The sequence below is a fragment of the Thermococcus sp. MAR1 genome (genome assembly GCF_012027305.1).
Taxonomy (GTDB): Archaea; Methanobacteriota_B; Thermococci; order Thermococcales; family Thermococcaceae; genus Thermococcus.
In genome coordinates this window covers 189,603-214,476 of the sequence record NZ_SNUF01000002.1, presented here as the reverse complement: position 1 = coordinate 214,476, position 24,874 = coordinate 189,603, and the positions used below count along the sequence as shown (strand labels likewise).

Below are 24,874 nucleotides of genomic sequence, written 5' to 3'. Positions count from 1 at the left end.
AGGAAACCTGCGACGGGGCGTTCAGGCTCGCCCTTGAGAAGCTGAGCCTTGAGGAGCTCGCGATGAAACTGAGCTCCCGCAGGATTGGATACACAATGAAAAACGGCACCCTCCGGTTTAAGGATGGCGATGCGGAAGTTGTGGTCTTCAAAAGCGGGAAGGTGCTGATAAAGGGCGTTGGAGAGGAGGAGGTAAAAGAACTGTACAGAAAGTATTTTCTTTGATATCTAACCCTTGTCCCAGCAACGTGGGTAAAACATCATAGAAAGTACTTCCATTACCCCCAACAAGCAAAAAGTTTAAATTCCGAACCCAGATATGAAGTTAGGTGATAGAATGTCACGGGCTATTAAATACATAGCTCGTAACATTGTCGTACTTTTTTCTTGCCCTCATCATAACCGGGATGATAATTGCTGGAGCAGAGCACAGGGTCTGGGAGTGGAGGAGCAGGCACACGTTCATCCAGACGAAACCGTTCACGCTTGAAGAGGGACTTAAGAAAACCAGAGAGTACTTTGAATATTCCATCTCCCTGTTCAGGGAAAGTGAAGCCAGAGAGCAGTTTATAGAGATGTACATGATAAGTCCCGAGGGGGCCATCCTCACGACGATGGTTGTACTCGCCCTCACAATGGCGCTCGTGTTCGTCCTCGGCCTCTACTGGGGGCTTAAGGCGGGATACAACGGAAAACGATCGGACAGAATCTTGACCACCCTTGCCCCGGTGTTCTCCGCGATTCCGGGCTGGTTCTGGGGAGTATTTCTAATCTGGGTACTCTGGTGGCGAACCGGGTTATCAACCATAGACTACATGACCTACATAGCGAGGGCAAGGCTCAACGACGAGTTGGGATTCGGAACGTATCTCAACGCTATGCTGATTCCCGTCCTCACGCTGACCTTCGCCAACGTTGTGATCTATGCGTTCAACGTGAGGACGCTTGTGAGGAAGGAGATGCACGAGGAGCACTTCTTCGCGGACGTGCTGAAGGGACTTCCCGACAGGAAAATAATGAAGAAGCTCCTGAGAACGGTTCTCCCGTCGTTTTTGACCTTCACAAGCTACAACTTCCTGAACCTGCTGGTAAACGGAATGGCAGTTGAGAAGCTCTTCAACGTCAACGGCATAGGCTACGTCTTTGCAACGTCAGCGGGGAGGCAGTATGACTACGTGTGGAGCTATCTGAGGAGAATTCACGTTGTTGCTTTTTCCTTTGTCTTCAGGCCAGAACTCCTCTTTTTTGTGGCCTTAGTCATGGCGTTCCTGTACTTCGTAAACTCGTCCGTGATGGAGGTTCTCTACTCAAAACTTGACCCAAGGGTGAGGAGAGATGTTTAAAGATAAGGCCCTCCCGCTCTCCGTAATAGTAATCACGACAATGATAGCGGTTTCTCTGATAGGGCCCAGTTGGGTAAATCCCAAGGATATAGAGAACTGGGACAGCATTCTTTACTGGCATCTCAATCCCAAGAACGTGCCGCCCGGGTGGTACGGGAAACTGACCAATCTCCCCAAAACCGAATGGCTGACCGCAACCAAGGAAAACGGTTCCTACGTGTTCAAATACGACTTCCACTACAAGGTTGCCCCCAAGGGCATAATAATCGTTCTTGAGAGGTTTGAAAGCTATCGGGTAACCATAAAGGATCCAGAGGGAAACGAGTACACTATGTGGAACACCCACATACCCAGGGAGCTGAACCTCAGGAATTCGATAGTCCTCAGGGAGATCGCAAGAGAAAAGTGCGGGATTGAAACTACCTCCGACCAACTCCTCTTCTGGAACGGTCTTAACGTAATTTTCTCCAAGCCCAAAAAGGACTGCATTCTGAACCCAGAAACCGTTAAAGGCACGTACCTGATAGTGCTTACTCCTTTGGGACAGTACAACTCGACTCCAAGGGTATACATCCAAGGGGAAAGCTACGGAGTGATGGGAACGGACAACTTCGGCAGGGACATATGGGCGGGATATCTGTGGGGCATGAGGGAAACGATTGCAGTAGCGGTTATCGGAGCCCTCTTCGCAATGGGCTTGGCAATGATATTCGGAATGCTCAGCGTTCTATCGAGTGGGCTTGGAAAGGCTCTCAACTTTGTCTCGCACCTTTTAACTGTCATGCCACTCCTTCCGGTAGCGATAGGGCTCATCATAATAATCTCTGACATCAACGACTACACGTACACAATATCAACAAACCCAATCCTCTTGGCAGTGGTGCTCGGAATTCTCAGCGTTGGTGACCTCTCCCGCAACATACGCTCAATAGTGGATGAAGAGCTCAGAAAAGAGTACATCGAGTCTTCTAAGGCCCTGGGTGGAAGCTCACGGTGGATACTAACGAGGCATGTCTCAAAGGTGCTGATTCCCTACACACTCTACCAATTCGCCCTCACCGTCCCGGGAATAATAGCTTTGATAACACTTCTCGGCTTTTTCAACGTCGTTCCAGGATTCAATTGGGGAACGCTGATGAGCCAGAGCATAAGGGAGAACACCGTTTACAGGCTCTCATGGTGGCACGTCCTGCCCGTTGGCATCTCAATAGGCCTGATGACACTCTCTTTCGTCGCAATAGCCAGGGACATAGAAAGGCGTTTCCTGGAGCGTTAAGAGGAGAAAAGTTAATTATCTCTCGCCCATTTTTATAACCGGGGATAGCGATGATACGTGAGATATTGGCCTTCGTATTCCTGACGGCGTTCCTCTTCATCAACCTATCCCTGATTCTGATGAGAACCTTTGGCAGCATCGCCGGGGTGACGTGGAGGAAGGTTTTAAGAGTGGACGTACCGGAGAACGAAAAGAAGGGTATCGAGAGGATTTACACATTGGCCTGGATAGCCGTTGGGGCTTGGGCATTCCTCAAGCTCTGGGGGGCCAGCTGGAGCGCGGCATTCTTTGGCTTTCTCGCCTTCAGGAGCGGGGCAAACATTACTAAGACCCTAATCTACGGCCTCCACGACCAGAGAATCATAGAGGAGTACACGGAAGATAGCAGGGTTCTGAGAATAATCGGGATGGCCACCAAGCTATCGATACTGCTGGAAACGATTTTCGTTGTGGCGTTTGCGCTCGCATACAAGGCTTTCTCGGTAACACTCAGCCCAAGCGGCATGAGCGTGAACATCATCATCCTCTCCCTCTGGCTCGCCGGGCTAGCCTTTGGACTGCTCTTTGGCTGGTTCATAGCCAGAAACAACCGTGGAATACTGCTGAGGAACGCTATAGCCACGGTGGGCTTTTTCGCCACCAGAAAGGGGAAAAAGAAAACCGAGGAAACCGTTGAGAAAGCCAAGAAAGCTCCCGAAAAACTTCGTTCAAAGTTCCCGAAGCTGAGAAAATAACCTTTTTAAAATTCGCCTCTTTTCTTCCAACATGCTCAAGTGCTCGCTCTGCATCCACGATGAGAGAACCGCGAAGATAGACATCATTGACGGAAAACCAATCTGCAGGGAGTGTCAGGTTTATCTGAGGCATCCAATCGACAGGGAAAAAATCCGTGCCGAGCTTGGAGAGCTCATGAAGGACGTTGAGAAGGCAATCGTTGCCTACTCCGGGGGAAAGGACAGCGTTGTTGCGCTCTACCTGGCGAAGGAGACCTACAAGATTCCGGAACTGGAGGCGATAATGGTCGACCACGGCCTAATGGCGAAGGAAGCTATAGAGAACGCCCAGAGAATAGCCGAAGCGCTTGAGGTTCCCTTCAAGGTTCTGCGCTACGACTACTCCGACATCTTCCGCGAGGCCCTTCTCAAGGGGGAATCCCCCTGCAGACGATGCTCCAGGAGAACGATGGAGAAGCTGAGGAAGTACGCCCTCCGAAACGGCTACCGATACATAATAACAGGCCACGAGCTTCCATTCGGCCACCACCCGTACAGGCTCATGAGCGGGGGAGTAATCCAGGTAAGGCTCCTGTCCATGATGACCGAAAGGGAGAGGCTCGAAATTCTGAGAAAGCTCCCCTTCGAGTTTCCGGAGTTACCCGGCTACACCACCAATTGCCTGGTTCTGGGACCTGCACTGGAGCGCTACTGGGAGGTTCACGGCCACAGCTTCGAGCAGAGGAGGATAGCGGCGCTCGTGAGATACGGTCTCATGGAGAGGGATAAGGCCGAGAAAGAGCTTTCGAAGCCCAACGTCCCGGAATGGCAGAGAGAGTTAGTCTTCAAAAAGCTTGGAATATATTAAGAACAACTGTGATTAAGAGTCGCCCGAGAGAAGTGTCAGCCCGATGCTCACCAGAACTATCGCCACAGAGGGAGATGCTCACCAGAACTATCGCCACAGAGGGAGAGAGCGGCCACCACCAGAGGGTGTAGATGGCGTTCTGGGTAAAAGCTTCGGCCACAAAGGAGCCCCAGTTGACACCGGGGATTATCTGGAAAAGGCCGAGTACCGAGATTATGGCTATCATCTGGGCGAAGAGGAGCGTGGAGTAGGAGAGGGTATACGGCACCACTGCCTTCATTATATGCCTGAGGATTATGGCCATATCACCCGCCCCCAAAGCCCTCGCCGACTCTATGTACTCCTGGACTTTCTCGTGCATGACGATGCCCTTAACGGCACTCGCAAACTTCCCGACGAGGAGCAGGGACAGCACGAGGGCCAGTTCAAGGGTTCCCATCTCAAGCTTGCCGTGGGAACCCGTCGAGGAGAGGACGAATATTATCACTATCGCCAGGGGGAGGTAGGGAATGGAGTTCAGGGCTTCCAGCAGAACCGAAACTGCATCCCCAAACCGGTTCTCGTAATAGCCCGAGCCGATGCCCAGGAAGAGGCCGACGATTATTATCAGCAAGGTCGTTAAAGATGCCAGGATCAGCGTGTTCACAGTCGAACCGACGAAGCCCACCCACAGATCTCTGCCCTTGTAGTCCGTGCCGAGGAGACCGTAGGTGTCGCCAATTATCGCCGCCTTAACTCCCGCCGGATTGACCTGAACGGTGTAGTTTCCGGAAAGGGGCTTCTTAGTCCCGTCCATGAACAGAGCCTGGGCCGGCGTTATGAACGCCAGGTCCTCCCGTTTCATCCCAAGTTCCTCAATGGCAAAGCGCCTCGCCTGGAGCGCCAGCTCAACGTTCGAGTTAACGCTCGTGGTGCCGTTTATCGTCCCCCTAAGTTTAACAACCTTTCCATCGGGGCGGAATATCGTTATGGACACCCTTCCTTTCCCCTCAAGCAGGATGTTGGAGGGGGCTCTTCTGGTCACGATGTAGTCAAGGGACCCCCTGAAGGCGACGGTTTTGGACGAGTCACCAAGCCACACTGGTTTAGCTCCCCTCGGATAGTCAACCCAGAAGATGTAGTTGTCCCAGTTGTCGAGCTTGGCCTCATCCAGGGTGGCGTAGGAGACAGTTGTGAAAAGGAGGAACGCAACTAATATTGCCGCACCGAGCGTTCTTCTCCTCATGCCGTCCCCCTCGGTTCCAGCTTTATCGAGAGAACCTCAACGGTCATCGAGACTAGGAAGTTCAGAAGAACCAGCACCATGACAACGAAGGCAAAAGTCCCAGGGAAGAAAAACACGCTGTCAGGGGTTATGATGAGCGTTGATGCGAGTACAGTCCCCAGACCGTTGAGCTTGAAGAGGTAATCAACGACGAGAACCAGCGTTTGAATCTCAATGAAGTTCTGGAGCCAGACGTGCATTACCGGAACTATGGAGGCCCTCACGATGTGCCTCTTCACCCTCCTCTCGGGCAGACCCATCGCCCTCTTTGCTTCAACGTAGAACTGCCCGAACTCCTCCCTCATAACGACGGTTATACCCTCCGCGAGCCCCCATGAGGCAACGAGAAGCACGGAGAGGACAGGAAAGACAAAATAGGCGAGCATTCTCAAGCCAGAGCCTTTAAGGCCGTTCGCCAGATCGGACGGTATGGGGGAGTAGATTATGAGAAGGAAGAAGAGAACAACGAAGAACCACACCGGGATGCCGTTGAAGGTTCTGGCAGCAGTTTGAAGGAAGCCGTAGAAGCGCTCGTTCTTCACGGCCCTAAACGAGAGCAGAAGCGCCAGAAGGACAACGGCTACCTCAACCATGACGAGGAAAATAAGGGTGTTGTAAACGAAACCCCAGCTCGGCTTAAGGAAACCGTAGAGGTAGCTCCAGCCCCGTTCCCGGGAAGGCCCGAGAAGGTCCTTAAAGGTGAGCACCAAGTACTCCAGACCGACCCTGAGACTCGACTTTCCCAGCTCGGGGTGGTTTTTAGGGGCGATATACTTGACGTAGTATTCTATCGGGTCCATACCGAGCCTCTCGGCCACGGCCACTACATTCTTGGCGTTTGGGTTGTACTGGAAGAAATCAATGGCCTCAAGGTAGGCCCTCTTTTCCACAACCCCCTTTATAGCGTATCCGAGAACGAGGGCCACCAGGAGGGTCACTATGGCGTATCTGATTACTATCCTCCCAAGGGACAAAGAGGCACCCCCAGAGAGACGGTGTGGTTCTAACTCGTGACGATAAAAATTCCCGACAATTCTTAAAAGGTTTACTCTTAATTAAAACCTGTGCAACAAGTCCCAAAAGGAGAGAATTATCAGAGAAAAAACATCACACAAGGTAACCCCTCAGAACCCTACGGGCGGTCTCCAGGACTTCTTCCCGTGACACTTTGAAGCCGCCGCCCCTTGCGAGGGCCTCACTGCCGCCGCCACCGCCGCCGACCTGGGAAAGAACCTCCCTCAGGAGGTCACTCATTGAGAGCCCCTTGACTTCCCTGTTCTTGGCGAATATGGCGTAGTTCTCGCCGGCCACCAGGGCCACAGTGCCGGGGTTCTTATCAACGAGGTAAACCACGAAGGCCTGGGCGTCTTTCATCGGGGCGTCCTCGATGTACGAGACGACCCTTATTCCGTTGATCTCCTCGGCGTCCTCCAGCAGGGCCTTCGCCTTCCATCTCCAGAGTTCCCTTCTAAGGCCGTCTTTTTCCTCATTAAGCCTTTCGATTTCTGCCTTGAGTTCCTCCACGCGCTCGACGAGCGGGCGGTTCTTGTTCGGCATCTCATCGAGGCTCAGCCAATAGTCAGCCATAAGCTCGTCCAGATACTTAAGCGCCCTGTTTCCGCAGACGAACTCGATGCGCCAGAGCTTCCTGCTCTTCCGGTAGAAGTTGACCACCTTTATGATACCGACCTCACGGGTGCTCCTCACGTGTGTCCCGCCGCAGGGTATCACGTCAACCTCGGGAATGGAGACTATCCTTATCGGGGGCCTGACTTTATCGGAGAGCTCCTTCCGGAGCTTTTTTCTGAGCTCATCAGGAAGCTTCTCGTAAACCTCCACCTCAACCGGAAGATCCGACCAGACGATTCCGTTGGCGGCTTTCTCAACCTCAAGAACCATCTCCCACGTGAGCTCGCCGGGGTAGTCGATTTCAATCTTGTTGTATTTCTCGAATATCTGGAAACCGGTCGTGTTGGCGCCGTAGAGGTCCTTGAAGACCGCTGAAAGGATGTGCTGTCCGGTATGCTGGCGCATGTTCTCGTAGCGCCACTCGGCATCGAGGATTAGCCTCACCGGCTCGCCCGGCTCTGGAAGGCGGCCCTCAAGTTTCCCCTCGTGCCATATCTCGTCCTTTCCCTCGACCTTTTCGACGGTTATCCTGAAGCCCTCGCCGGCTATTATCCCCCTGTCGGAGGGCTGACCGCCACCTTCGGGGTAGAAGATAGTCCTGTTGAGAAGGACTCTAACCTTCTTGTCGCTTTTTTCAACCCTCTCGACCCTCGCCCCTGCTTCCCACAGATAGGCGTTCTTGTAGAACAGCTTTTCCGTCATGTCACCACCAGGAAGAAAAGGGAGGCTGGAAATAAAAGGGTTGCCGTCAGGAGCCCTCGGCCTGGGTTCTGGCTTCTATCAAAGCCTTGACCCTCTTCAGCCTGAAGAAGTTTTCGCGCTCCATCTCGTCGAGGCGCTGCTTGATGAACTTGACGGTGGCTTCCATCCTGGGGATTATGATGTACTCAAGGGCATTGACGCGCCTCTTGGTGACCTCTATCTCCTTCGCGAGCCTCTTGAGGGTCTCCTCCACCTCGGCCAGGCGGACGGCCAGGTCAAGAACCTCCTCGAACTTCCCGGCGGCGAGGTCGACCTTGGCCGAGCTGGAAACGAAGGCGTAGCCTCTCTCGTCCGCGCTTCTCCTGAAGGATTCTGCCTCTATGAGAGGAACGGGGACGCCCATTACGTTCCTCCTTCTTATCTCGACCTCTCTGTTGGGCTTGACCGAGAGGCCTATCTCCCTGAGGCGCAGGGTTCCGACGTCTATCTCCGCCGCCTGGAGTGCCGAGAACGCCTCCGCCATCTTCCTGCCCAGCTCTTCCCTAAGTTGGAGCGCCTCGTCGTATATCGTGAAGAACTCCATGACCAAGGCGTCCTGCTTGTCCTTGAGGAGCTTGTGGCCCTTTTTGGCCAGCTTAATGCGCCTCTTGAGGTTCAGGAGCTCCATACGGGTGGGCTTGACGTTGAGCAGCTCTGCCATCTCGACCACCTAAAAGTTAAGGGGAGGTCAGCCCTCCCTCTTCCTGTACTTCGGGTGGTACTTGAGGATGTACTCCTTCCTGACACGCTTAAGCTCGCTCTCCGGGAGTTCAGCGAGGAGTTCCCAGCCAAGGTCGAGGGTCTCCTCGATGCTCCTGTCCTCGTCGTAGCGCTGGGCGACGAATTCACGCTCAAACCTGTCAGCGAACTTGAGGTACTTCCTGTCGGTCTCGCTGAGTGCCTCCTCACCAACAACGGCGACGAGGTCCCTAAGCGAGCGCCCCTCAGCGTAGGCAGCGTAGAGCTGCTGGCTGAGCTGCGGGTGGTCTTCCCTGGTCATTCCCTTACCAATACCGTCCTTCATCAGACGGCTGAGGCTCGGGAGAACGTCAATGGGCGGGTAGATACCCTTTCTGTGCAGCTCCCTGCTGAGGACTATCTGTCCCTCGGTGATGTAACCGGTCAAATCCGGAATCGGGTGGGTGATGTCGTCGTCCGGCATCGTCAGGATGGGCACCTGGGTGATGGAACCCTTCCTGCCCCTAACCCTTCCAGCGCGCTCGTAGATGGTCGCCAAGTCGGTGTACATGTAACCGGGATAACCGCGCCTTCCTGGAACCTCTTCCCTCGCCGCGGAAATCTCACGCAAAGCTTCTGCGTAGTTGGTCATGTCGGTGAGTATAACCAGAACCTGCATGTCGTAGTCGAAGGCGAGGTATTCGGCAACCGTCAGCGCCATACGCGGGGTGATGATGCGCTCGATGGCCGGGTCGTCTGCTAGGTTAAGGAAGAGGACGGCCCTCTCTATTGCACCGGTCTCCTCGAAGCTCTTCTTGAAGAAGTTAGCTTCTTCGTAGGTGATACCCATGGCCGCGAAAACTACCGCGAACTGCTCCTCTTCACCGAGGACCTTCGCCTGCCTGGCTATCTGCGCAGCGAGCATGTTGTGTGGAAGACCTGAACCGCTGAAGATTGGTAACTTTTGACCGCGGATGAGGGTGTTCATTCCGTCTATGGCGGAGACACCGGTCTGGATGAAGTCCCTCGGGTAGGCACGGGCAACGGGATTGAGGGGAGCACCGTGAACGTCGCGCCTGTCCTCGGGGATTATGTCCGGGCCTCCGTCTATCGGCTTTCCGATGCCGTTGAAGACCCTGCCGAGCATGTCCATGCTGACCGGAACCTTGAGGGTCTCGCCGGTGAAGCGGACGCGCGTCGTTTTGACGTCGAGGTCGCGCGTTCCCTCGAAGACCTGAACGATTGCCATGTCCTGCCTGGCCTCAAGCACCTGCCCCTTCCTCTTCTCCCCACTCTCGGTCTCTATCTCGACGACCTCACCGTAGGCGACGCCCTTAACACCTTGGACGATCATGAGCGGTCCGTAAATCTTGCTAACGGTTGAGTACTCCATTCCAGGCATCGACATCACGCTCCATACCTCTTAAAGAGCTCCTCAAACTGCTCGTTCGTCTCATCGATGAGGGCTTTGACCTTCTCTATCTCCGGCTCGAACTTCATACGACCTATCTTCTCCCTGACCGGGAGCTTGGCTATCTCGTCAACCGGAACTCCCCTGTCAACGGCCTCCATGGTCTTCTCGTAGAAGTTGAGGATAACCCTCATCATGGTGACCTGCTTCTTCGGCGGGCAGTAGGTGTCGACCTCGTCGAAGGCATCCTGCTGGAGGAAGTCCTCACGTATCATCCTTGTCACAATGAGTATGGCCTTCTCCCTGTCCGGCAGTGCATCCGGACCGACGATCCTGACTATCTCCTGAAGTTCGGCCTCCTTCTGGAGGAGCGCCATTGCCTGGTCGCGCATCTTCCTCCACTCGGGGTCAACGTTCTTGTGCCACCAGTCCTGAATGGAGTCGATGTAGAGGGAATAGCTCCTCAGCCAGTTGATCGCCGGGAAGTGCCTTCTCCTGGCCAAGTCGGCATCGAGGGCCCAGAATACCTTGACGACTCTCAAAGTGTTCTGGACGACCGGCTCGCTGAAGTCTCCACCGGGCGGCGAAACGGCACCGATGACGGAAACACTTCCAATCCTCTCGTCGCTTCCGAGTGTAACAACCCTTCCAGCTCTCTCATAGAACTCCGCTATCTTGCTCGCGAGGTATGCCGGGTAACCCTCCTCACCGGGCATCTCCTCAAGCCTTCCGGAAATCTCACGGAGCGCTTCCGCCCACCTGCTCGTGGAGTCGGCCATCAGAGCCACGTCGTAGCCCATGTCCCTGAAGTACTCGGCTATTGTAATTCCGGTGTAGATTGAAGCCTCCCTGGCCGCGACCGGCATGTTCGAGGTGTTGGCTATGAGAACGGTCCTCTCCATGAGTGGCTTTCCGGTCTTCGGGTCCTTGAGCTTCGGGAATTCCTCAAGCACATCAGTCATCTCGTTTCCGCGCTCTCCACAGCCTATGTAAACGACGACCTGCGCGTCGCTCCACTTGGCGAGCTGGTGCTGGGTAACGGTCTTACCTGAACCGAAGGGACCCGGAATTGCCGCGGTTCCACCCTTTGCCTGGCTGAAGAAGGTGTCGATGGTTCTTTGTCCCGTGATGAGCGGAACCTCCGGTGGGAGCTTCCTCTTGTAGGGCCTCTTAACACGGACGGGCCAGCGGTGGTACATCTTGAGCTCCTCAATGGTTCCGTCGGGCTTCTTGACCTTCGCAATGACCTCCTCGATGGTGTAGTCACCCTCCTCGACTATCTCCACTATCTCTCCCTCAACCCACGGCGGAACGAGGATCTTGTGCTCGATAATACTCGTTTCTGGAACAACACCGAGGACGTCGCCCCCGACGACCTTGTCCCCGACCTTAACCTTTGGCGTGAAGTGCCACTTCTTGTCCCTTGGCAGAGCAGGGGCGGTAAGGCCCCTCGCTATGAAGTCACCGCTCAGCTCTCTGAGAACCTCGAGAGGCCTCTGAATTCCGTCGTACATTGCGGTGAGCAGTCCGGGGCCGAGCTCGACGCTCAGTGAAGCGCCGGTTCCCTCAACCGGCTCACCCGGTCTTATACCTGCAGTTTCTTCATAGACCTGAATGACTGCTTTGTCCCCCTCAAGGCGAATGATTTCTCCTATAAGCCCCATTTCGCCGACGCGAACCACTTCGTACATCTTGGAGCCTTTCATTCCGTCGGCAACGACGAGCGGACCGGTAACGCGAATTATCCTTCCCATTTCCCTTCACCTCTTCAGCTCAACACCAATTGCCCTTCTAACTATCTCCTTGATGGCCTCTTCACCTAGCCTGGAGCCGGACTTGTCCGGCACCTGAAGGATGATTGGAACGGTAACCTCAGGGAGTTCAACCTTCTCAACGAATCTCTCGGTTATCAGGATTATTCCAATGTCGTCCCTCTCGACGAGCTCCTTCAGCTTGTTCCGGAGCCTCTCCATATCAAGGGGAGTATCGTCGAAGGAATAAACCTCATGGGCACCGGCCAGCCTGAAGCCGAGCGCGGTGTCCTTGTCGCCAAGCACGGCTATCTTCATGCAACATCACCCGCGAGTTCCTTTATCCTCTCAGGGTGAACGCCGTCCTCGATGAGCTTCGCTATCGCCCTGAGCTTTCTGACTTCCCTCTCCTTCTGGAGGATGTAGCTCAACGGAGCCGCAACGCTGAGCGGGTAGAACCTGTTGAGCTCGTTCATCCTCTCAAGGATGTGCCTCTCAAGGGCCCTCTCGAGGACACTGAGATCCCTCTCGACTTCCTCCCTGACGTCCCTGATGACCTTGCCGTACTTGGTGGAGTCCAGCTCTGCCAAGGCCATGCTCAGGTCGTCGACGTGGAGGAGCGGGTCCAGCTTTACGCTTCCTCCAGGGATTATCAGCGGCCTTATCTCCTCCGCGGTCATTCCGGCGGACTTTGCCCTGAGGACGGTGAGTATGTTGGCCTTATCGATTTTGAGCCTGACGAACTCCTCGAGTATAACCCTCTCGTCGTCCTTCCTTGAGAGAGCATAGCGGAGGAGCTTTCCGTAGTGCATCCTGTAGAGTTCGGTCTCAAACTCCTGGAGCGATATCTCTCCGAGGAGCAACTTCTGGTAGGGTTCCTCGTAGGGTGTGCCCTCAAGGATTACGAGTATCTCCTCCATGGTCTTTGCCTCGGCCATGGCCTTGACCTTTGGAAGCATCGGGCCTATCTCCATGACGTAGTCGCCCGCAACCTCGCCGGCGAACTTGGCCTTGACGACACTCGCTATGTTTCTGACGTCCCACTCCTCGAGCATGAACCTGAAGAACGGACTGACCCTCTTCGGGAGGATCTTGATCATCAGCTCGTAGGTCCCGGCAAGGGCCTTTTCTAGGGCTCTCTCTATCTCCTCGACGGTGTAGGCCGAAACATCGGTGAGGTAGTCCTTGTAGTCGGTGTCCTCCAGGCTAACGACGAAGTTCTGAAGCGTCCTGCTCTCGGCCAGCTCGTTGAACCTCTGCTCGCTCAGGAGCTTCGCCTCCATGGCCTTTATCCTGGCGTTGGGGTATGAATATGGGGTGTACTTCCACACTATCCTGGCCGTCTTGTATCCCACCCAGGTGAATACTACAGCCAGCGTCGTGTTTAGGATTCCGCTTACGGCTCCTGCTTCCATTAACCTCACCCGAAGAGAGCCTTGGCTATCTCTGCCCTCAGTTCACTCTCAAACCTCTCTATCCTTGACTCGAAGGTGTTGTCGACCCTAACAGAGCCATCAGGGGTCTCAACTAGGACACCGCCTATGGTCGATATCGGCTCACCGAGGCTTATCTCCACGTCCCTTCCGAGCTTTGCCGCAACAGTCTTTCTGAACTCCCCGAGCTTGCTCTCAAGGAGCTTCAGGGTCTTCACGTTGGAGCGGATAATGCACGCCTCCCCACCGAGTTCTTCGAGGGCCTTGACTGTGAGGTCAACGAGCATCGGGAAGTACTCCTCCTCGGGAAGCTCAGCCAGCCTCTCCTTGAGGGCGGTTATTACCTCCTGGATGAGCTCTTCCTGGACCTCAAGGCGCTTCTTCCTGACCTCAAGCCTTGCGTTGGCTATTATGCGCTGCCTTTCCGTCTCGGCCTGGGTCTGGGCCTTCCTGAGTATCCACTCGGCCCTCGCTTCGGCCCTCTTTCTCGCTTCTTCCTTAATCTTCTCCGCCTCCTTCTGGGCCTCGCTGAGTATGTACTGTATCTTCTGCTCCGCTTCCCTGTTTATCTCCTGGATGATCAGCTCTGCTCCTTCCATCCTCCTTCCTCCTTGGTCTATAAAGAAAGTTTGCGGGAGTCAGAAGCCGACTCCGGTAACTATCATGATCAGGGCACCGACGAGACCGAAGATGGCCATGGTTTCTGCCATAGCTGAGAATATGATTCCCTGGGTGAAGGTCTTCGGGTTCTTGGCGACTGCACCGATGCTCGCGCTGGCGATGATTCCCTGCGGTATTGCCGAGAGACCTGTGAGGCCGACGGTGAGACCTGCACCTAGGAGGATGGCGCTCTTAACGATGTTGTCCATGCTGTTCGGGTCGGTGAACTTGAAGCCGCCACCGAGGATTCCAGAGACCATCAGGATTAGGAACAGCGTAATGAGGCCGTAAATACTCTGGGTCATTGGCAGACCCTCAAGGATGAGGGCGTTCTTAAAGTTCCTCTCATCCTCGGCGACGACTCCGGCCGCTGCGGCACCGGCTATACCGACACCAAAGGCCGAAGCTGCTCCAGCTATTCCTGCGGCGAGGGCCGCACCGAGGGATACGTAAACTATCGGGTCCATCTTTCATGCACCTCCTTAAGCTTCAAACTCCAGTTCGGAAACTTCTCTTTTAGCCCTGAAGGGCTGGAAGGGTTTACCTTCACCTGAGTAGAACGTGCCGAAAAATTCAACGTACTGAAGACGGAGCGAGTGGACGAACGCTCCGAGGGCGTTGATGGCGACCGAAAACAGCTGGCCGCCGGCAAACAGTATGATTCCGATGAGTATGCCTATGGGAACGGGGCCGATGCTTATGCCCCAGACCATCTGGGCAAGTATGTTGACGACCATGGCTATTCCAGCCGTCGCTAGGGCGAGTGCCATGAGCCTCGCGTAGCTGAGCCAGCTGCCCACGAAACCGAAGAAGTCCGAGATGACCAAAAGAACCGCCAGTGCACCGTTCTTGAGCTCGCTGAGTACGAAGAGAGCCAAGCCAACTCCGAAGAGCGCCTTGCCGGGCATGTTCAGTGCTGGGTTTTTACTGGAGAGGAACAGGAAGGTTATTCCAAGTATTATGAGCATCCACGAGAGCTGGTCGAGTATCGCGTCCTTAACCTCGCCGTTCCTGAGCTTGACTATGAAGCCGACGGTGTAACCCGTGAAGAGGTGGGCTATACCTATCGCGAGAGCAAGCTGAAGCACTACTAGTGCATCCTGGAAGGTGTCCCAGACGCGCGGGACTGTGAAGCCGGCTAGATCAAAGGCGTTGCCAAAGTAGCTGCCGAAGATAACACCCATTGCCATGGTGAAGAACGAGCTTATAAGCAGGGTGTAGGCGAACTTGTAGGTGCCGTCGTTGAACTTCCTGTGCCCCTTGACGAGGAGCGCGGCTATTATTGCTATTATGAGGCCGTACATGAAGTCGGTGAGCATGAATCCGAAGAAGAACGAGTAGGTGAAGGTTATTATCGGCGTCGGGTCTATCTCGTTGTACTTGGGGACGCCGTACATCTCGGTGAGCATCTCGAAGGGCCTGGCCCAGGATGGATTTTTCAGCTTTATCGGAATCTCGTCGAGTTCTTCTTTGCTCGGCTCCCTGATGTTGATGTAAGCAGTACCTTTGGTCACCCTCTTGATGCCGTCCAGAACCCGGGGGACATCGCTCCTTGGGAGCCAGCCGGTTAAAGCGAAGGTCATGTTGGTTCTGGCGAGCATCGGGAGAACCGTTGCCTTGTCGCGCTCGTTCTCCATGAGCTCCTGGTAGAAGACGACGTCCTCGTAGTACTTCTCGGCAAGCATCTCCGCGTCTTTCCTGGCGCTCTCAAGCTCCTCCTCCTTTCTCCTGAGCTTCTCCTCGTAGACCGCTATGAGCTCCTTGGGGGTTCCCTCACCCTCGGGAACCTCTAGCCTCTCAAGAGAGTACTTGGCCAGAATCGGGTTGGCTCTGTCGTAGTCGACCTTGAGGAAGACGAAAACCGCCAGAACTTTGTCCTTCAGCTCCTTCGAGACTATGACAGCCCTGTTCTCAGTAGCCTTGGTGACCTCCTCAACGAGGGCCTTGAACTTGTTCCTGTCAACGGTTCCGACGACGATTTCAAGCATGTCGGTCGATTTGAGATACGAAACGTCAAGGTTGAGCGTCGAGAGGAGTTCCAGTATCGCTATGTCACCCTTTATCCTCTCGATTTCAGTCTGGGTTGAGGTTATCTTGCCCTCAACCGCCTTTATCTCCGGCTCGACGGCGCTGAGAAAGTCTTCAACGTCCCTGATAAGCCTCTCGATTCCCTCGTACTTGTACTTCTTCCTCGCCCTCTCCTTTGGGAAGATGAACTCCTTTATGCCGCCTCCGGTGGACTTTCGGTAGGCCTTCAGGAAATCAACGAGCCTTGAGATGGTTATACTGTACGAGGCAGCCTTCCTGTGATACTCGTTGGGTGAATCCTTCTGGGCTATCTCGACGTCGAGTTCCCTTATTTCAACCATGCCGTTCTCGTGGAGATAAGTCAGGAGACTGTCCTTGTAGCGGTTGAGCGTGATGACTTCTACCTTGACCATCTCTTCAGGCTTGAACATTTCAGCCCCCTCTCACGAGCGCTATTCCAGCGGAGATGGCCCTCTCGAAGTTGTTCGTGGCCTTGACCTTGAGCTCCTCGATCTCGGAGTCGCCCTCCTCAAGTATTCTCTTGGCCTCCTCCTCACCCTCGAGGCGGGCCTTCTCGATGAGGGATTCTGCGTTTTTCTCGGCCTCTTCAACTATGCTCTTTTCGAGAAGCTTGGCCTCCTCGCGGGCCTTGAGGACTATCTCCTTGGCCTCTTCCTTGGCCCTCTCGATCCTCTCCTCGGCCTGCTTCTCTGCATCGACAATCTGCTTGATGACGTCCTCCATGATTAGCCCCCCAATGACACCGAAAACAGGTGATCCTCACGCCACCTTTGGCTTCCCTAATTGGTTTAAATAGTTTTTGGCCCACCAACCGAGGATTTGACGATGAAAGAACAAAAATGGGCATAAAAGTTGAAAAAAATGTCATATTAACTTTCGCTGTTGGGTTTTTTCTTTTCCAGGAGCTTCTTCACATCGTCCAGAACGCTGTTCTTGGCAAATATTATGAGCTGTCCCTTCTCTGGAAGCTTCGTATCGCCTGACGGAATTATGAGGTTGCCCTTCTCGTCGTAGACAGCAACCATAAGCGCGTCCCTCGGCAGCTTCAGGTCCTTGACCAGCTTACCGGCTATCTCACTGTCACCGTTTATGCTGAAGCGGACTATTTCAGCACCTTCCTTCGGGAAGAGCACCCTATCAAAGCCCGGCGTGACTATGTTCCTGCTGATGTATTCAGCCGCTATCTCCTCGGGTGAGATCACGAAGTCGAAGTAGCGCTTGAGGTCGGTGACCTCCTCGAATATGCGCCTGTTTTGTGGGTTGCTTATCCTGAGCGACGTCTTGATCCTCGGATTGAGGTGCTTCGCCAGTATGCAGGCGAGCAGGTTGGCATCATCCTTGCCCGTCAAGGCCGCAAAGGCATCGGCCTGCTTTATGTTGGCCTCTTCCAGCGTTTTCGGGTCGGTGGCATCGCCCTCGATGACCAAGCCGTTTATGAGGAGGGAGAGCTCCTTGGCGCGCTCCTTGTCCATCTCTATTATCGTTACGTCGTGTCCCTCCTCCTCCAGCATCTTGGCCACGAGGTAGCCGACCCTTCCGGCGCCCATTATAACGACGAACATCAGTCCTCACCGAGGAGGTATTTGGCTATTTCAGCGTAGGCTGGCCTGGTTATCAGGATTCCGATGAGCACACCCAGTATCGTCGTGAAGGCGAATCCCTTGAGCGTTCCGACGAAGTAGACCAGCAGAAAGCTCATGGCCGCTATCGTAGTCGCTGCTGACGCGAATATGACGAAGAACGCCCTCCCCATCCTCTTGAGAACGCTGGAGCGTCTGCTTATCTTGGTGCTCTTTTCCCCTCCGATTAGCTCGTCGGTTATGACTATCTGCTGGTCAACGCCCGTACCTATGGCCGCAATGATACCCGCGATACTGGGCAGATCGAGGTTCCACTTGATAAGCGCCGCAAAGCCGAGGATGATTATCGCTTCAAAGAGGCTGGTGCTCGCGACAGGTATTGCTATCCTCCACTTCCTGTAGTGGAAGTAGACGATGAGCAGGACCGTTATCAGCGCACCTATGCCCGCGTAGAGAGCCTGCGTCCTGAAGCCCTCTCCAAGGCGCGGGGATATGAACTCCATTCCCACGACGCTGAGCTTGACCGGGAGCGAACCACTCTTGAGGACGGTGTAGATAGTGCTGGCTTCCTGCTCGGCCGTGAGCCTGTCGGGGGCACTTCCTGTTATCTGAACGTCCTGCTGGGGCTCTCCAACCGTGAGGCCCTCACCAAGGGAGTACGGGCCGTAGAGTCCAAGAACCCTGACTATGAGCGCGTGATCACTCTCGCCCTGGGCCCTTGGAACGTACCTCACCGTGATGTTCATTCCCTCAAGCTGGGCCTGAAGCTCCCCCGGGACGTCAACGAGGACTATCTTGTCCTTACCCTGAGCGAGCTTGGCTATTTCATCGGCGCTCTGGTTTGCGTAGGCAACGACGCTTATGTTGAAGGCCTTGCCAATCCTCTCCAAGAGCGTCGGTGCCTCCGGGGCCTCAGCGTTGAACTCCGAGCTGTTCATCGTCTTGTAAACGCTCTCTGGGACAACCATCAGGGAGTTGACCGGCGGGTCAAGGAACATGTCAACGGGCCAGCCCTTCTTACCGTAGGCCAGCTCGGCGAATTTCTCCGCGGCGCTCTTTGAAATCCTGAATGGAACCGCCCAGCTGTTGTCAGGCTTTATCTGATAGATTCCAACGTACTCCACGTCATTTCCTGTTCCAAAGACAACGCCGTTGAACTCCATGTAGAAAACACCCTGGCTCTCAATGACGCTCTTTATCTGATTTGCTTCCTCAGGAGAGGTGACGTTGGCAACTTTAATGAGGACTATCTGGTCTCCCTGGGCCTCAACGGTTATGTCCCTCAGACCGAGGGTGTTCAGCCTCTTCTGAAGGGAGTCCGTTACGAGCCCCATGGTCTTGGTGTCAACGGGGTGTTCCGTCTGGGCAACGAGAGCAACACCACCGCTTATGTCTATACCAAAGGTCAGCCCATTCACATACAGAGAAGCTATGGAACCTATGATGAACAGCGTGAGCAGGATTATCCTCCAGTTCAGGAGGAGCTTTTTGGTTCTTCTCTTCATGATTTACCACCCCTTGCCTCTCTGGTGAGGTACCACTTCAGGACTCCAGCGTTGAGAACCCACGTGTTCATGAAGTCCGCGAGCAGACCAAAGATGAGGACTATGGCGATGTTGTCGATGGTCTGCGAGGTCGAGATTACCCAGAGTATCAGCAGGGCACCCAGCGTAGTTGTGCTCATCGTGAAGCCCGTCGAAACGGCCGAGAGATAGGCCTTATCTATGGAATCCTCCTTTCTCCTCAGGAGCTTGGTGGTGAGAAGGATATTGCTGTCGACGGTGTAACCTATGAGCATGAGCAGGGCCGCTATCGTGGCGGTGGTGAGCTCTATTCCAAAGAGCCCCATCAGGGCAACTGCTATCGTCATGTCCGAGAGGGCCGAGAAGATTATCGTGAGCGATGGAACGAGGTTCCTGAAGAACAGGAAGACCACGACCGCCATGGCGAGGAACGCAAAGGCCAGCGCCCTGATTCCCTGCTGTTGGGCGATTTCACCGAATGTCGGCTGAACCTCGCTGTGAGTGTATTCCGCGTTTGGGTACTTATCCTTCATGGCGTCGATTATTTTGAGCGGGTTAGTGCCTATGGGGGCGTAAACTCTGACGCCGCTGGCTTCCACACCGGTGAAGCTTTCGACCCTGACGTCAACGCCGATTTTATCGCTTAGGTATTTTGCAAGCTCATCGGGGTTGGCATTAACCCCATAGGCTGTAACCACAACACCGCCGCGGAGATCAATTCCAAGCGTTGGAAAGTTGACCGCGAGAAGCATCAGCGCTATCACGAAGACCGCGAGGGGGTACATTATCATCTTCTTGTACTCCATCCGCGCCAGAAAGCTCAGTTTTTCCTGCTTCATCGCCCTCACAGAATTCCCTGCGCTGGGCTTGGACTTTGATTTGGACTTCGACATACCTTCACCCCTTCGTGAGTTTTCGCAAACTTGTCGTTAGTTGGAGGTATGAGTTTTAAAATTAGTGGTTCACACTTAAAAAGGCCCATCGGTTAGGGGAATTAAACGAGGTGGAGAAGGGATTTAATCTATGAAAGAGCCTTCAAATCGGGATTAAGAGGAATCCATCACGAACTTTCAGAAAATTTCCATAACGGCCAGGATATAACCGTTCAATACATTCCAGGCCAATTGAGAGCAGTTCAACGCCAGAACGACCAGTTCACAGCTCTCCACTTTAGGGCTTAACTTTAAAAAGGGTTCGTAATAGGAGCAACAAGAGGTGAGAGCCATGGTCGAGATAGAGACGATAGGGTTCCACTACGTTGTTGAGGCGGCTGGCTGTGACCCCGAAATCCTCGGTAACGCTGACAAGATAAGAGAGATATTCCTAGAGGCTGCCAAGGTTGGTAAAATGGAGGTCAAGGCGAGCTATTTCTTCAAGTTCTCGCCGACCGGTGTCAGCGGCATGGTCATCGTCGCCGAGAGCCACATCTCAATACACACCTGGCCCGAGAAGGGCTACGCGGCTTTGGACGTCTACACCTGCGGAACCACCGCCGACCCTGAGAAGGCCGTTGACTACATTCTCGAACAGCTCAAGGCCAAGTACGCTCACGTGAGTGAGATAAAGCGTGGAATAGAGGAGGACGACGAGACCTTCACCCACATGATACTGACCTGGGAAGAGAGCCTGAGGAAAAACGGGGATTAAAGAAGTTTCTCAATCTCCTTTATCCTTTCGAGGGCATCGCCGAGAACTTTTCTCACATTTTCGAGCTTCGCTTTGAGCTCGTGATTCTCTTCCTCAAGGGTCCTGATTCTCTCTTCAAGCTCCTCCTTCTCCTTCCTGAGCTTCTCGTACTCCTCCATCGCGACGAGCTGGCCACCCTTGGATAGGACTTCAACGTTCTTAACCAGCTCGTCGAGTTTGCCCTGCTTTATGAGTTCGTAGGTCTCCCTGACGAGTTGGCCTGCTTTCGTCTCGCCCTTGAGGTGCTTCCTTATCGTTGCCTCCGTCCTGCCGAGTTCCTCGGCGATCTCCCCAACCGTCATGCCCGCCTTTTCCCTCGCTATCGCTCCCGCTGCCACCGCTAAGCTGTCCACCCACGTCAGTCTCTCGGCCGGGTCCTTGATGAGCTCTATGACCTCCGGCCTGAAGAGGGTCGCGAAGAGGAGTATGCTCTCAAGCCTGTGTATCTCCTCCCTTCCGAGCGGGTTGAGGGGAACCTCCACCATCTTTCCTCACCCCTTTCAAGTTTTCATTCGAGTTCTATTACTCCCTTCCTCTTGAGAACCTTGTCGGGGTAAACGACGATTCCCCTGTCCGTTATCTCGAAGGGATGCCTACTCATGCTGTGGCTCGTTCCGCGCATCTTCCAGATGAGTAATGAGCGCTTGAGCTCGCCGTCAATCTCGTCGAGGTCGAGCCTTATTATGCCATCAACACCGTGTTCAACTCCTGGCCCGCCGAAACCACGCTCACCGACGCTTATCTGACTCACCAGTATGCTCGTGACGCCGAGGCCGGCGAGAACCCTCTTCAGCTGCATCACGATGCTCCTCGCCATGGCCGGCTTGTTGATGTAGAGCGTCGTTACCGAGTCTATGACGACCCTCTTGGCTCCTAAGTCCTTGACTGCCGTTCTAAGAACGTCTATGAACTCCCTGATGTCGGTGAGGTCGTGAACTATGTACTTCTCGTACTCCCTGCTCTTTCCAATTCCGGCTGTGAAGGCATCGACCATCGCGAACAAACCATCTTCCTCGTACTTTCTGACGTCCCAGCCGAACTGGGCCATGTTCCCCCTCACCTGAACCGGGTGCTCCTCCAAAGCGACGTATATGCCGGGCTCGCCCATCTGGAGGCCGTTCCATATGAACTGCTGGCTGAAGATAGTCTTCCCCGTTCCCGGTCCACCGCTGAGAAGGACAACGTTTCGCTCCGGAATCCCGCCGTGGAGTATCTCGTCCATTCCAGGGATTCCAGTCTTGACGCGCTTGACCATGAGCGTCACCCCCTTTAGTTACTTTTTGTTATCATTATGCTCTACTCAAAAGGCCTTAAAAAGATTACGTTTGGTTAGAAAAGTTTGCCCCATTCTGGCTCTTATCTTCAACCGGAGAAAACTTTAATTGCACAACCCCCCCTAACTGGTTAAGGGGGGTTGTTGAGTGAAGAACTACTTCAACGTTCATCCAAGAACGGACATAAGAACGCTTCATGGCAGGAAGAGGGAAGCAGAGAAGCTTTTAAAGGTTCTCCATGCCTCGGGATGGGGAGTAGTGCTTGGACCACGCATGGTCGGAAAGACGAGCCTCTCCATAGCGACGGCCGTTGAATACTCAAAAAGCGTGAGAACCGCTGTCATATACCTTAACCTCTCCACTGCGAAAAGCTTTCATGACCTAACCGTTCGCCTGTTAAACGCGGTTTCCAAACTAAGGGACAAAAGACGGAGCATCGATGCAGAGTTCAGCGTATTCGTTCCGGCGGGCCTTGGGGGTCTCGGTTTCTCGGGAAAACTGCACAGGCCAAACGAACATCACGTCAGCGAGAGCTTCGAGGACGCCATAATGGCATTGCCACCAAATACCGTGGTTATACTGGATGAAATTCAGGAAGTGAAGGGAAGACTTGACAGAATGACAAGGGCTCTCTGGGTTATTTTTAACGAGAGACCAGACATCAGAATCGTCTTTACGGGCTCTTACTCAGGGGTTGTTAAGAGAGTGGTTGAGGCCCATCACGAAGAGCCCATGTTCGGACGACCACCTGTCCAGATAAAAGTCCTCCCCTGGGCGAGAAAAACTGCGGAAGAGTTCCTGATTAAAGGATTGAAGGACTGTGGGGCATATTACGAACCCGTGGAGATAGATGAAACAGTATCCACTCTCGGAACGCTCCCCGGATGGTTGAACGAGTACGGTTTCAGAAGATGCATCGGAGAATCCCACAGCGAAGCTTTGTCCATCGTCTCAACATCCGCCGTGAACAGGGCCAAAAGAGAACTTGAGAACATTCTTGAGGGCAGGGGACCCGCTTCACGGGAAGTCGTTAGAAAACTCTCTGAGGGGCCAAAATCGTGGAGTGAACTCCTTTCAACCGGAATCTCAAAGCCCTCCCTAAGCTCCCTCCTTGAAGTTCTAACCGAGGGGTTGTTCCTGCTCAAAAGAGAAACTATTGGCCACAGAGTCTTTTACTCCTTCATCAATCCTGTCTATCGGAATGCCGCCAGGCTAATCTAGCGCTTCCTCCTTATAAACTCCCCCACATCAGTCACGTTCAGAATGAACTTTCTCCTGCTCTCAGGATTTATCCGCCCTATGCCGAGCAGAGTTCCGTTTTCATCGTAGATAACGAGCTTCTTCGTCCCCTGCCAGCTGTATTTCCTCACGCCGCTCCTCGGCACGTCCTTACCGGTGGTGAAGAGAAAGCCCGCCTTTGGACTGAGAACCGCGTAGTTCTTACCCACATCAACAAAGTAGAAGAACTCCACGTTGGGGTAGAACTTCTCGACCAGGTTTCTGTCCACCTTTATAGTGCCGACGAAGGTTCCGTAGGCGTAGGGTTTGATGTTTAGACCCTCAATCTCGGCCCACACCCTCTCGTTAACGGCATAAACGTCCCTAAAGCGGCCCTCAACTACCGCGAAGAAGTGGTGCTTCAGCCCGCCATACTTCTCGGCCTCGCGGAGGATCAAATCGTACTCCCAAGACGAGGCACGCCTATACCTCAGCTCACCCTCCATGAACCCACCTGTTGGGACTCTTGGGCATTCCTTAAAAGGCTTAGCTCAGCTTGAGTTCGTGAGGTTCGGGGGAGGTACCTCAATTGGGTGTTCCACGACAACCGTGGCGTTTTCCATCCCCCCGTTCGTGTGGACGTGGATGTAGTAGTCGGTGACCACCCACTGGGCCATTGCGGCACTGATGAAGGCCGAGATACCTAAGAAAGCGATTATCACGGCGGCAACAGCATCGGGGACCTTCTCCTCCAGCAACCAGAGGGAGAGGATTCCCCCAATGGACGATACAAACCAGATGCCGAAGGCTATCGCTAAAAGGGGAGTTTCCATGCCCGCGAGGGTTTGCGGTATCCCCCAGGCTGAGCCGAGAGCACCGAGGGCGAAGTACGCCGAGCCGAGTAGCCTGCCCCTTTTCGGCCTTGGCGAGATTCCCATGTAGTAGAGGGCCGCCATCCCCAGGAGGAAGTATATGATGATGAGAACGGGCAGGCTCCAGGCAATTTTTGGATAGATGGACTCCGGGACTATCCCCGAGAACATTACGGCCGGAAAGCCGTAGAAAATCAGATTGATGGCCAATTGAACGATGAACGGAGCGAGGAGCAACGTGAGCCTCCAGTTCCTCATGGGTAAACAATACTCACGGGGGTATATCTACTTTTCGAGCCGATCAATGAGCCTCGCAAAGCCCTCCATGTCGGTTCTTTCTAGTTCCCTCTCGAATTCGAGGCCGAGCTTCGCTATTTCCTCCGGCGTTATCGTCGTTTCCGGTTCCTCCGCATTTATCCCCGGACAGCTTTCATCGTAGTAGAGCCACAGCTCTTGACCCTTGTACTGGAACGGCCTTTCTCCCTCGACCCCGAGGGGCTTTCGCGAAACCATGAAGGGGTAAATCCTGCAGATTACCGGGTTGACCTCGTGAATCCGGCACTTTCCGGTTTCAGGGTCGTGGAAGACGCAGCCAAGGTCCCACTCCCTTACAGCCAAAACGAAGCGTATCTTATTTCCCTCAACCGAGAACGTCACGAACTCCTGGGGGTCGTGACCCTTCTTCGCTATCCTCTCGATGTCCTTCAGCGTCAGATAGACGTGCCTCCCCCTGCAACAGTCAAGGCAGAACTCACACCTGAAGGACACCGGCTCCGTGAAAGGCTTCGGTTCGAACCTCATGGAATTCAATTCAGGAATCTGGTTAAAAATGCATCGGAATATTTCCGAAAACTATTCGACGGAAGGTTTTTATGGGTTCGAAGTAGAGACTCCATTTGCAAAAAA

General features: G+C 54.1%; 26 protein-coding genes. 6 read left to right on the top strand and 20 right to left on the bottom strand.

The features are described from left to right. Positions 1 to 370: 370 nt before the first annotated feature. The 4 genes from E3E25_RS09170 to E3E25_RS09155 are packed head-to-tail and all read left to right on the top strand — an operon-like array spanning position 371 to position 4,199. Complete coding sequence (locus E3E25_RS09170) at positions 371 to 1,342, top strand: ABC transporter permease (RefSeq protein ID WP_240910806.1); 972 nt, start codon at positions 371 to 373, stop codon at positions 1,340 to 1,342. After that, on the top strand, positions 1,335 to 2,618 hold the full coding sequence (locus E3E25_RS09165) for an ABC transporter permease (RefSeq protein WP_167892974.1): 1,284 nt from the start codon (positions 1,335 to 1,337) through the stop codon (positions 2,616 to 2,618). The genes E3E25_RS09170 and E3E25_RS09165 overlap by 8 nt, the downstream gene beginning before the upstream one ends. A 50-nt stretch (positions 2,619 to 2,668) precedes the next feature. Then, positions 2,669 to 3,352 (top strand): hypothetical protein, encoded by a 684-nt coding sequence (locus E3E25_RS09160; protein WP_167892973.1) that lies wholly within the window; start codon positions 2,669 to 2,671, stop codon positions 3,350 to 3,352. A gap of 31 nt (positions 3,353 to 3,383) precedes the next feature. Further along, entirely contained in the window at positions 3,384 to 4,199 is an 816-nt protein-coding gene (locus E3E25_RS09155) for a 7-cyano-7-deazaguanine synthase (protein ID WP_167892972.1), read from the top strand. Here E3E25_RS09155 and E3E25_RS09150 read toward each other — a convergent pair. From E3E25_RS09150 to E3E25_RS09080, 15 genes are all read right to left on the bottom strand, one after another. Then, the gene (locus E3E25_RS09150) at positions 4,177 to 5,424 is read right to left on the bottom strand and encodes an ABC transporter permease (protein WP_167892971.1); all 1,248 of its coding nucleotides are present in this window, start codon (positions 5,422 to 5,424) and stop codon (positions 4,177 to 4,179) included. The genes E3E25_RS09155 and E3E25_RS09150 overlap by 23 nt on opposite strands. After that, positions 5,421 to 6,437, bottom strand: coding sequence for an ABC transporter permease subunit (locus E3E25_RS09145; RefSeq protein WP_167892970.1), 1,017 nt, complete (start codon positions 6,435 to 6,437; stop codon positions 5,421 to 5,423). Before E3E25_RS09145 ends, E3E25_RS09150 begins: the two co-directional genes overlap by 4 nt. A gap of 133 nt (positions 6,438 to 6,570) precedes the next feature. Next, the gene (locus tag E3E25_RS09140; protein ID WP_167892969.1) at positions 6,571 to 7,794 is read right to left on the bottom strand and encodes a DHHA1 domain-containing protein; all 1,224 of its coding nucleotides are present in this window, start codon (positions 7,792 to 7,794) and stop codon (positions 6,571 to 6,573) included. A 46-nt stretch (positions 7,795 to 7,840) separates the two neighbouring features. After that, a complete protein-coding gene (locus tag E3E25_RS09135) occupies positions 7,841 to 8,494 on the bottom strand; it encodes a V-type ATP synthase subunit D (RefSeq protein ID WP_167892968.1) in 654 nt (217 codons plus the stop codon). 27 nt (positions 8,495 to 8,521) lie between these two features. Continuing rightward, positions 8,522 to 9,913: an ATP synthase subunit B gene (locus E3E25_RS09130; protein ID WP_167893170.1), complete on the bottom strand. Its 1,392-nt coding sequence runs from the start codon at positions 9,911 to 9,913 to the stop codon at positions 8,522 to 8,524. 5 nt (positions 9,914 to 9,918) lie between these two features. After that, positions 9,919 to 11,676 carry an ATP synthase subunit A gene (locus E3E25_RS09125; RefSeq protein ID WP_167892967.1) on the bottom strand — a complete coding sequence of 586 codons (1,758 nt, stop codon included), beginning with the start codon at positions 11,674 to 11,676 and terminating at the stop codon, positions 9,919 to 9,921. 6 nt (positions 11,677 to 11,682) lie between these two features. Continuing rightward, a complete protein-coding gene (locus tag E3E25_RS09120) occupies positions 11,683 to 11,991 on the bottom strand; it encodes a V-type ATP synthase subunit F (protein WP_088865641.1) in 309 nt (102 codons plus the stop codon). Further along, a complete protein-coding gene (locus tag E3E25_RS09115) occupies positions 11,988 to 13,088 on the bottom strand; it encodes a V-type ATP synthase subunit C (protein WP_167892966.1) in 1,101 nt (366 codons plus the stop codon). Before E3E25_RS09115 ends, E3E25_RS09120 begins: the two co-directional genes overlap by 4 nt. A 5-nt stretch (positions 13,089 to 13,093) precedes the next feature. Further along, positions 13,094 to 13,705 (bottom strand): V-type ATP synthase subunit E, encoded by a 612-nt coding sequence (locus tag E3E25_RS09110; RefSeq protein WP_167892965.1) that lies wholly within the window; start codon positions 13,703 to 13,705, stop codon positions 13,094 to 13,096. Between the two features lie 39 nt (positions 13,706 to 13,744). After that, complete coding sequence (locus tag E3E25_RS09105; protein ID WP_167892964.1) at positions 13,745 to 14,233, bottom strand: V-type ATP synthase subunit K; 489 nt, start codon at positions 14,231 to 14,233, stop codon at positions 13,745 to 13,747. A gap of 15 nt (positions 14,234 to 14,248) precedes the next feature. Next, positions 14,249 to 16,225 carry a V-type ATP synthase subunit I gene (locus E3E25_RS09100; RefSeq protein WP_167892963.1) on the bottom strand — a complete coding sequence of 659 codons (1,977 nt, stop codon included), beginning with the start codon at positions 16,223 to 16,225 and terminating at the stop codon, positions 14,249 to 14,251. Between the two features lies 1 nt (position 16,226). Continuing rightward, positions 16,227 to 16,538 carry a V-type ATP synthase subunit H gene (locus E3E25_RS09095; protein WP_167892962.1) on the bottom strand — a complete coding sequence of 104 codons (312 nt, stop codon included), beginning with the start codon at positions 16,536 to 16,538 and terminating at the stop codon, positions 16,227 to 16,229. A gap of 146 nt (positions 16,539 to 16,684) precedes the next feature. Further along, the gene (locus E3E25_RS09090) at positions 16,685 to 17,377 is read right to left on the bottom strand and encodes a TrkA family potassium uptake protein (protein ID WP_167892961.1); all 693 of its coding nucleotides are present in this window, start codon (positions 17,375 to 17,377) and stop codon (positions 16,685 to 16,687) included. After that, positions 17,377 to 18,900, bottom strand: coding sequence for a preprotein translocase subunit SecD (locus tag E3E25_RS09085; protein ID WP_167892960.1), 1,524 nt, complete (start codon positions 18,898 to 18,900; stop codon positions 17,377 to 17,379). Before E3E25_RS09085 ends, E3E25_RS09090 begins: the two co-directional genes overlap by 1 nt. Then, complete coding sequence (locus tag E3E25_RS09080; RefSeq protein ID WP_167892959.1) at positions 18,897 to 19,811, bottom strand: protein translocase subunit SecF; 915 nt, start codon at positions 19,809 to 19,811, stop codon at positions 18,897 to 18,899. The genes E3E25_RS09085 and E3E25_RS09080 overlap by 4 nt, the downstream gene beginning before the upstream one ends. A 331-nt stretch (positions 19,812 to 20,142) precedes the next feature. Between E3E25_RS09080 and speD the strand changes: the two genes are divergently transcribed. Next, complete coding sequence (gene speD, locus E3E25_RS09075) at positions 20,143 to 20,565, top strand: adenosylmethionine decarboxylase (RefSeq protein ID WP_167893168.1); 423 nt, start codon at positions 20,143 to 20,145, stop codon at positions 20,563 to 20,565. On the opposite strand, the gene E3E25_RS09070 is transcribed toward speD, so the two are convergent. Both E3E25_RS09070 and E3E25_RS09065 read right to left on the bottom strand, forming a co-directional pair. Beyond that, entirely contained in the window at positions 20,562 to 21,086 is a 525-nt protein-coding gene (locus tag E3E25_RS09070; protein ID WP_167893169.1) for a hypothetical protein, read from the bottom strand. The genes speD and E3E25_RS09070 overlap by 4 nt on opposite strands. 26 nt (positions 21,087 to 21,112) lie before the next feature. Then, positions 21,113 to 21,859 (bottom strand): KaiC domain-containing protein, encoded by a 747-nt coding sequence (locus tag E3E25_RS09065; RefSeq protein ID WP_167892958.1) that lies wholly within the window; start codon positions 21,857 to 21,859, stop codon positions 21,113 to 21,115. Between the two features lie 166 nt (positions 21,860 to 22,025). Between E3E25_RS09065 and E3E25_RS09060 the strand changes: the two genes are divergently transcribed. Next, positions 22,026 to 23,099: an ATP-binding protein gene (locus E3E25_RS09060; protein WP_167892957.1), complete on the top strand. Its 1,074-nt coding sequence runs from the start codon at positions 22,026 to 22,028 to the stop codon at positions 23,097 to 23,099. On the opposite strand, the gene E3E25_RS09055 is transcribed toward E3E25_RS09060, so the two are convergent. From E3E25_RS09055 to E3E25_RS09045, 3 genes are read right to left on the bottom strand one after another with little or no spacing between them, the layout of a single operon-like run. Next, on the bottom strand, positions 23,096 to 23,602 hold the full coding sequence (locus E3E25_RS09055) for a PUA domain-containing protein (RefSeq protein ID WP_167892956.1): 507 nt from the start codon (positions 23,600 to 23,602) through the stop codon (positions 23,096 to 23,098). The two genes, E3E25_RS09060 and E3E25_RS09055, sit on opposite strands and share 4 nt — an antisense overlap. A 45-nt stretch (positions 23,603 to 23,647) precedes the next feature. Then, a complete protein-coding gene (locus E3E25_RS09050) occupies positions 23,648 to 24,226 on the bottom strand; it encodes a hypothetical protein (protein ID WP_167892955.1) in 579 nt (192 codons plus the stop codon). 27 nt (positions 24,227 to 24,253) lie between these two features. Continuing rightward, entirely contained in the window at positions 24,254 to 24,769 is a 516-nt protein-coding gene (locus E3E25_RS09045) for a YkgJ family cysteine cluster protein (protein WP_167892954.1), read from the bottom strand. Between the last annotated feature and the right edge of the window lie 105 nt (positions 24,770 to 24,874).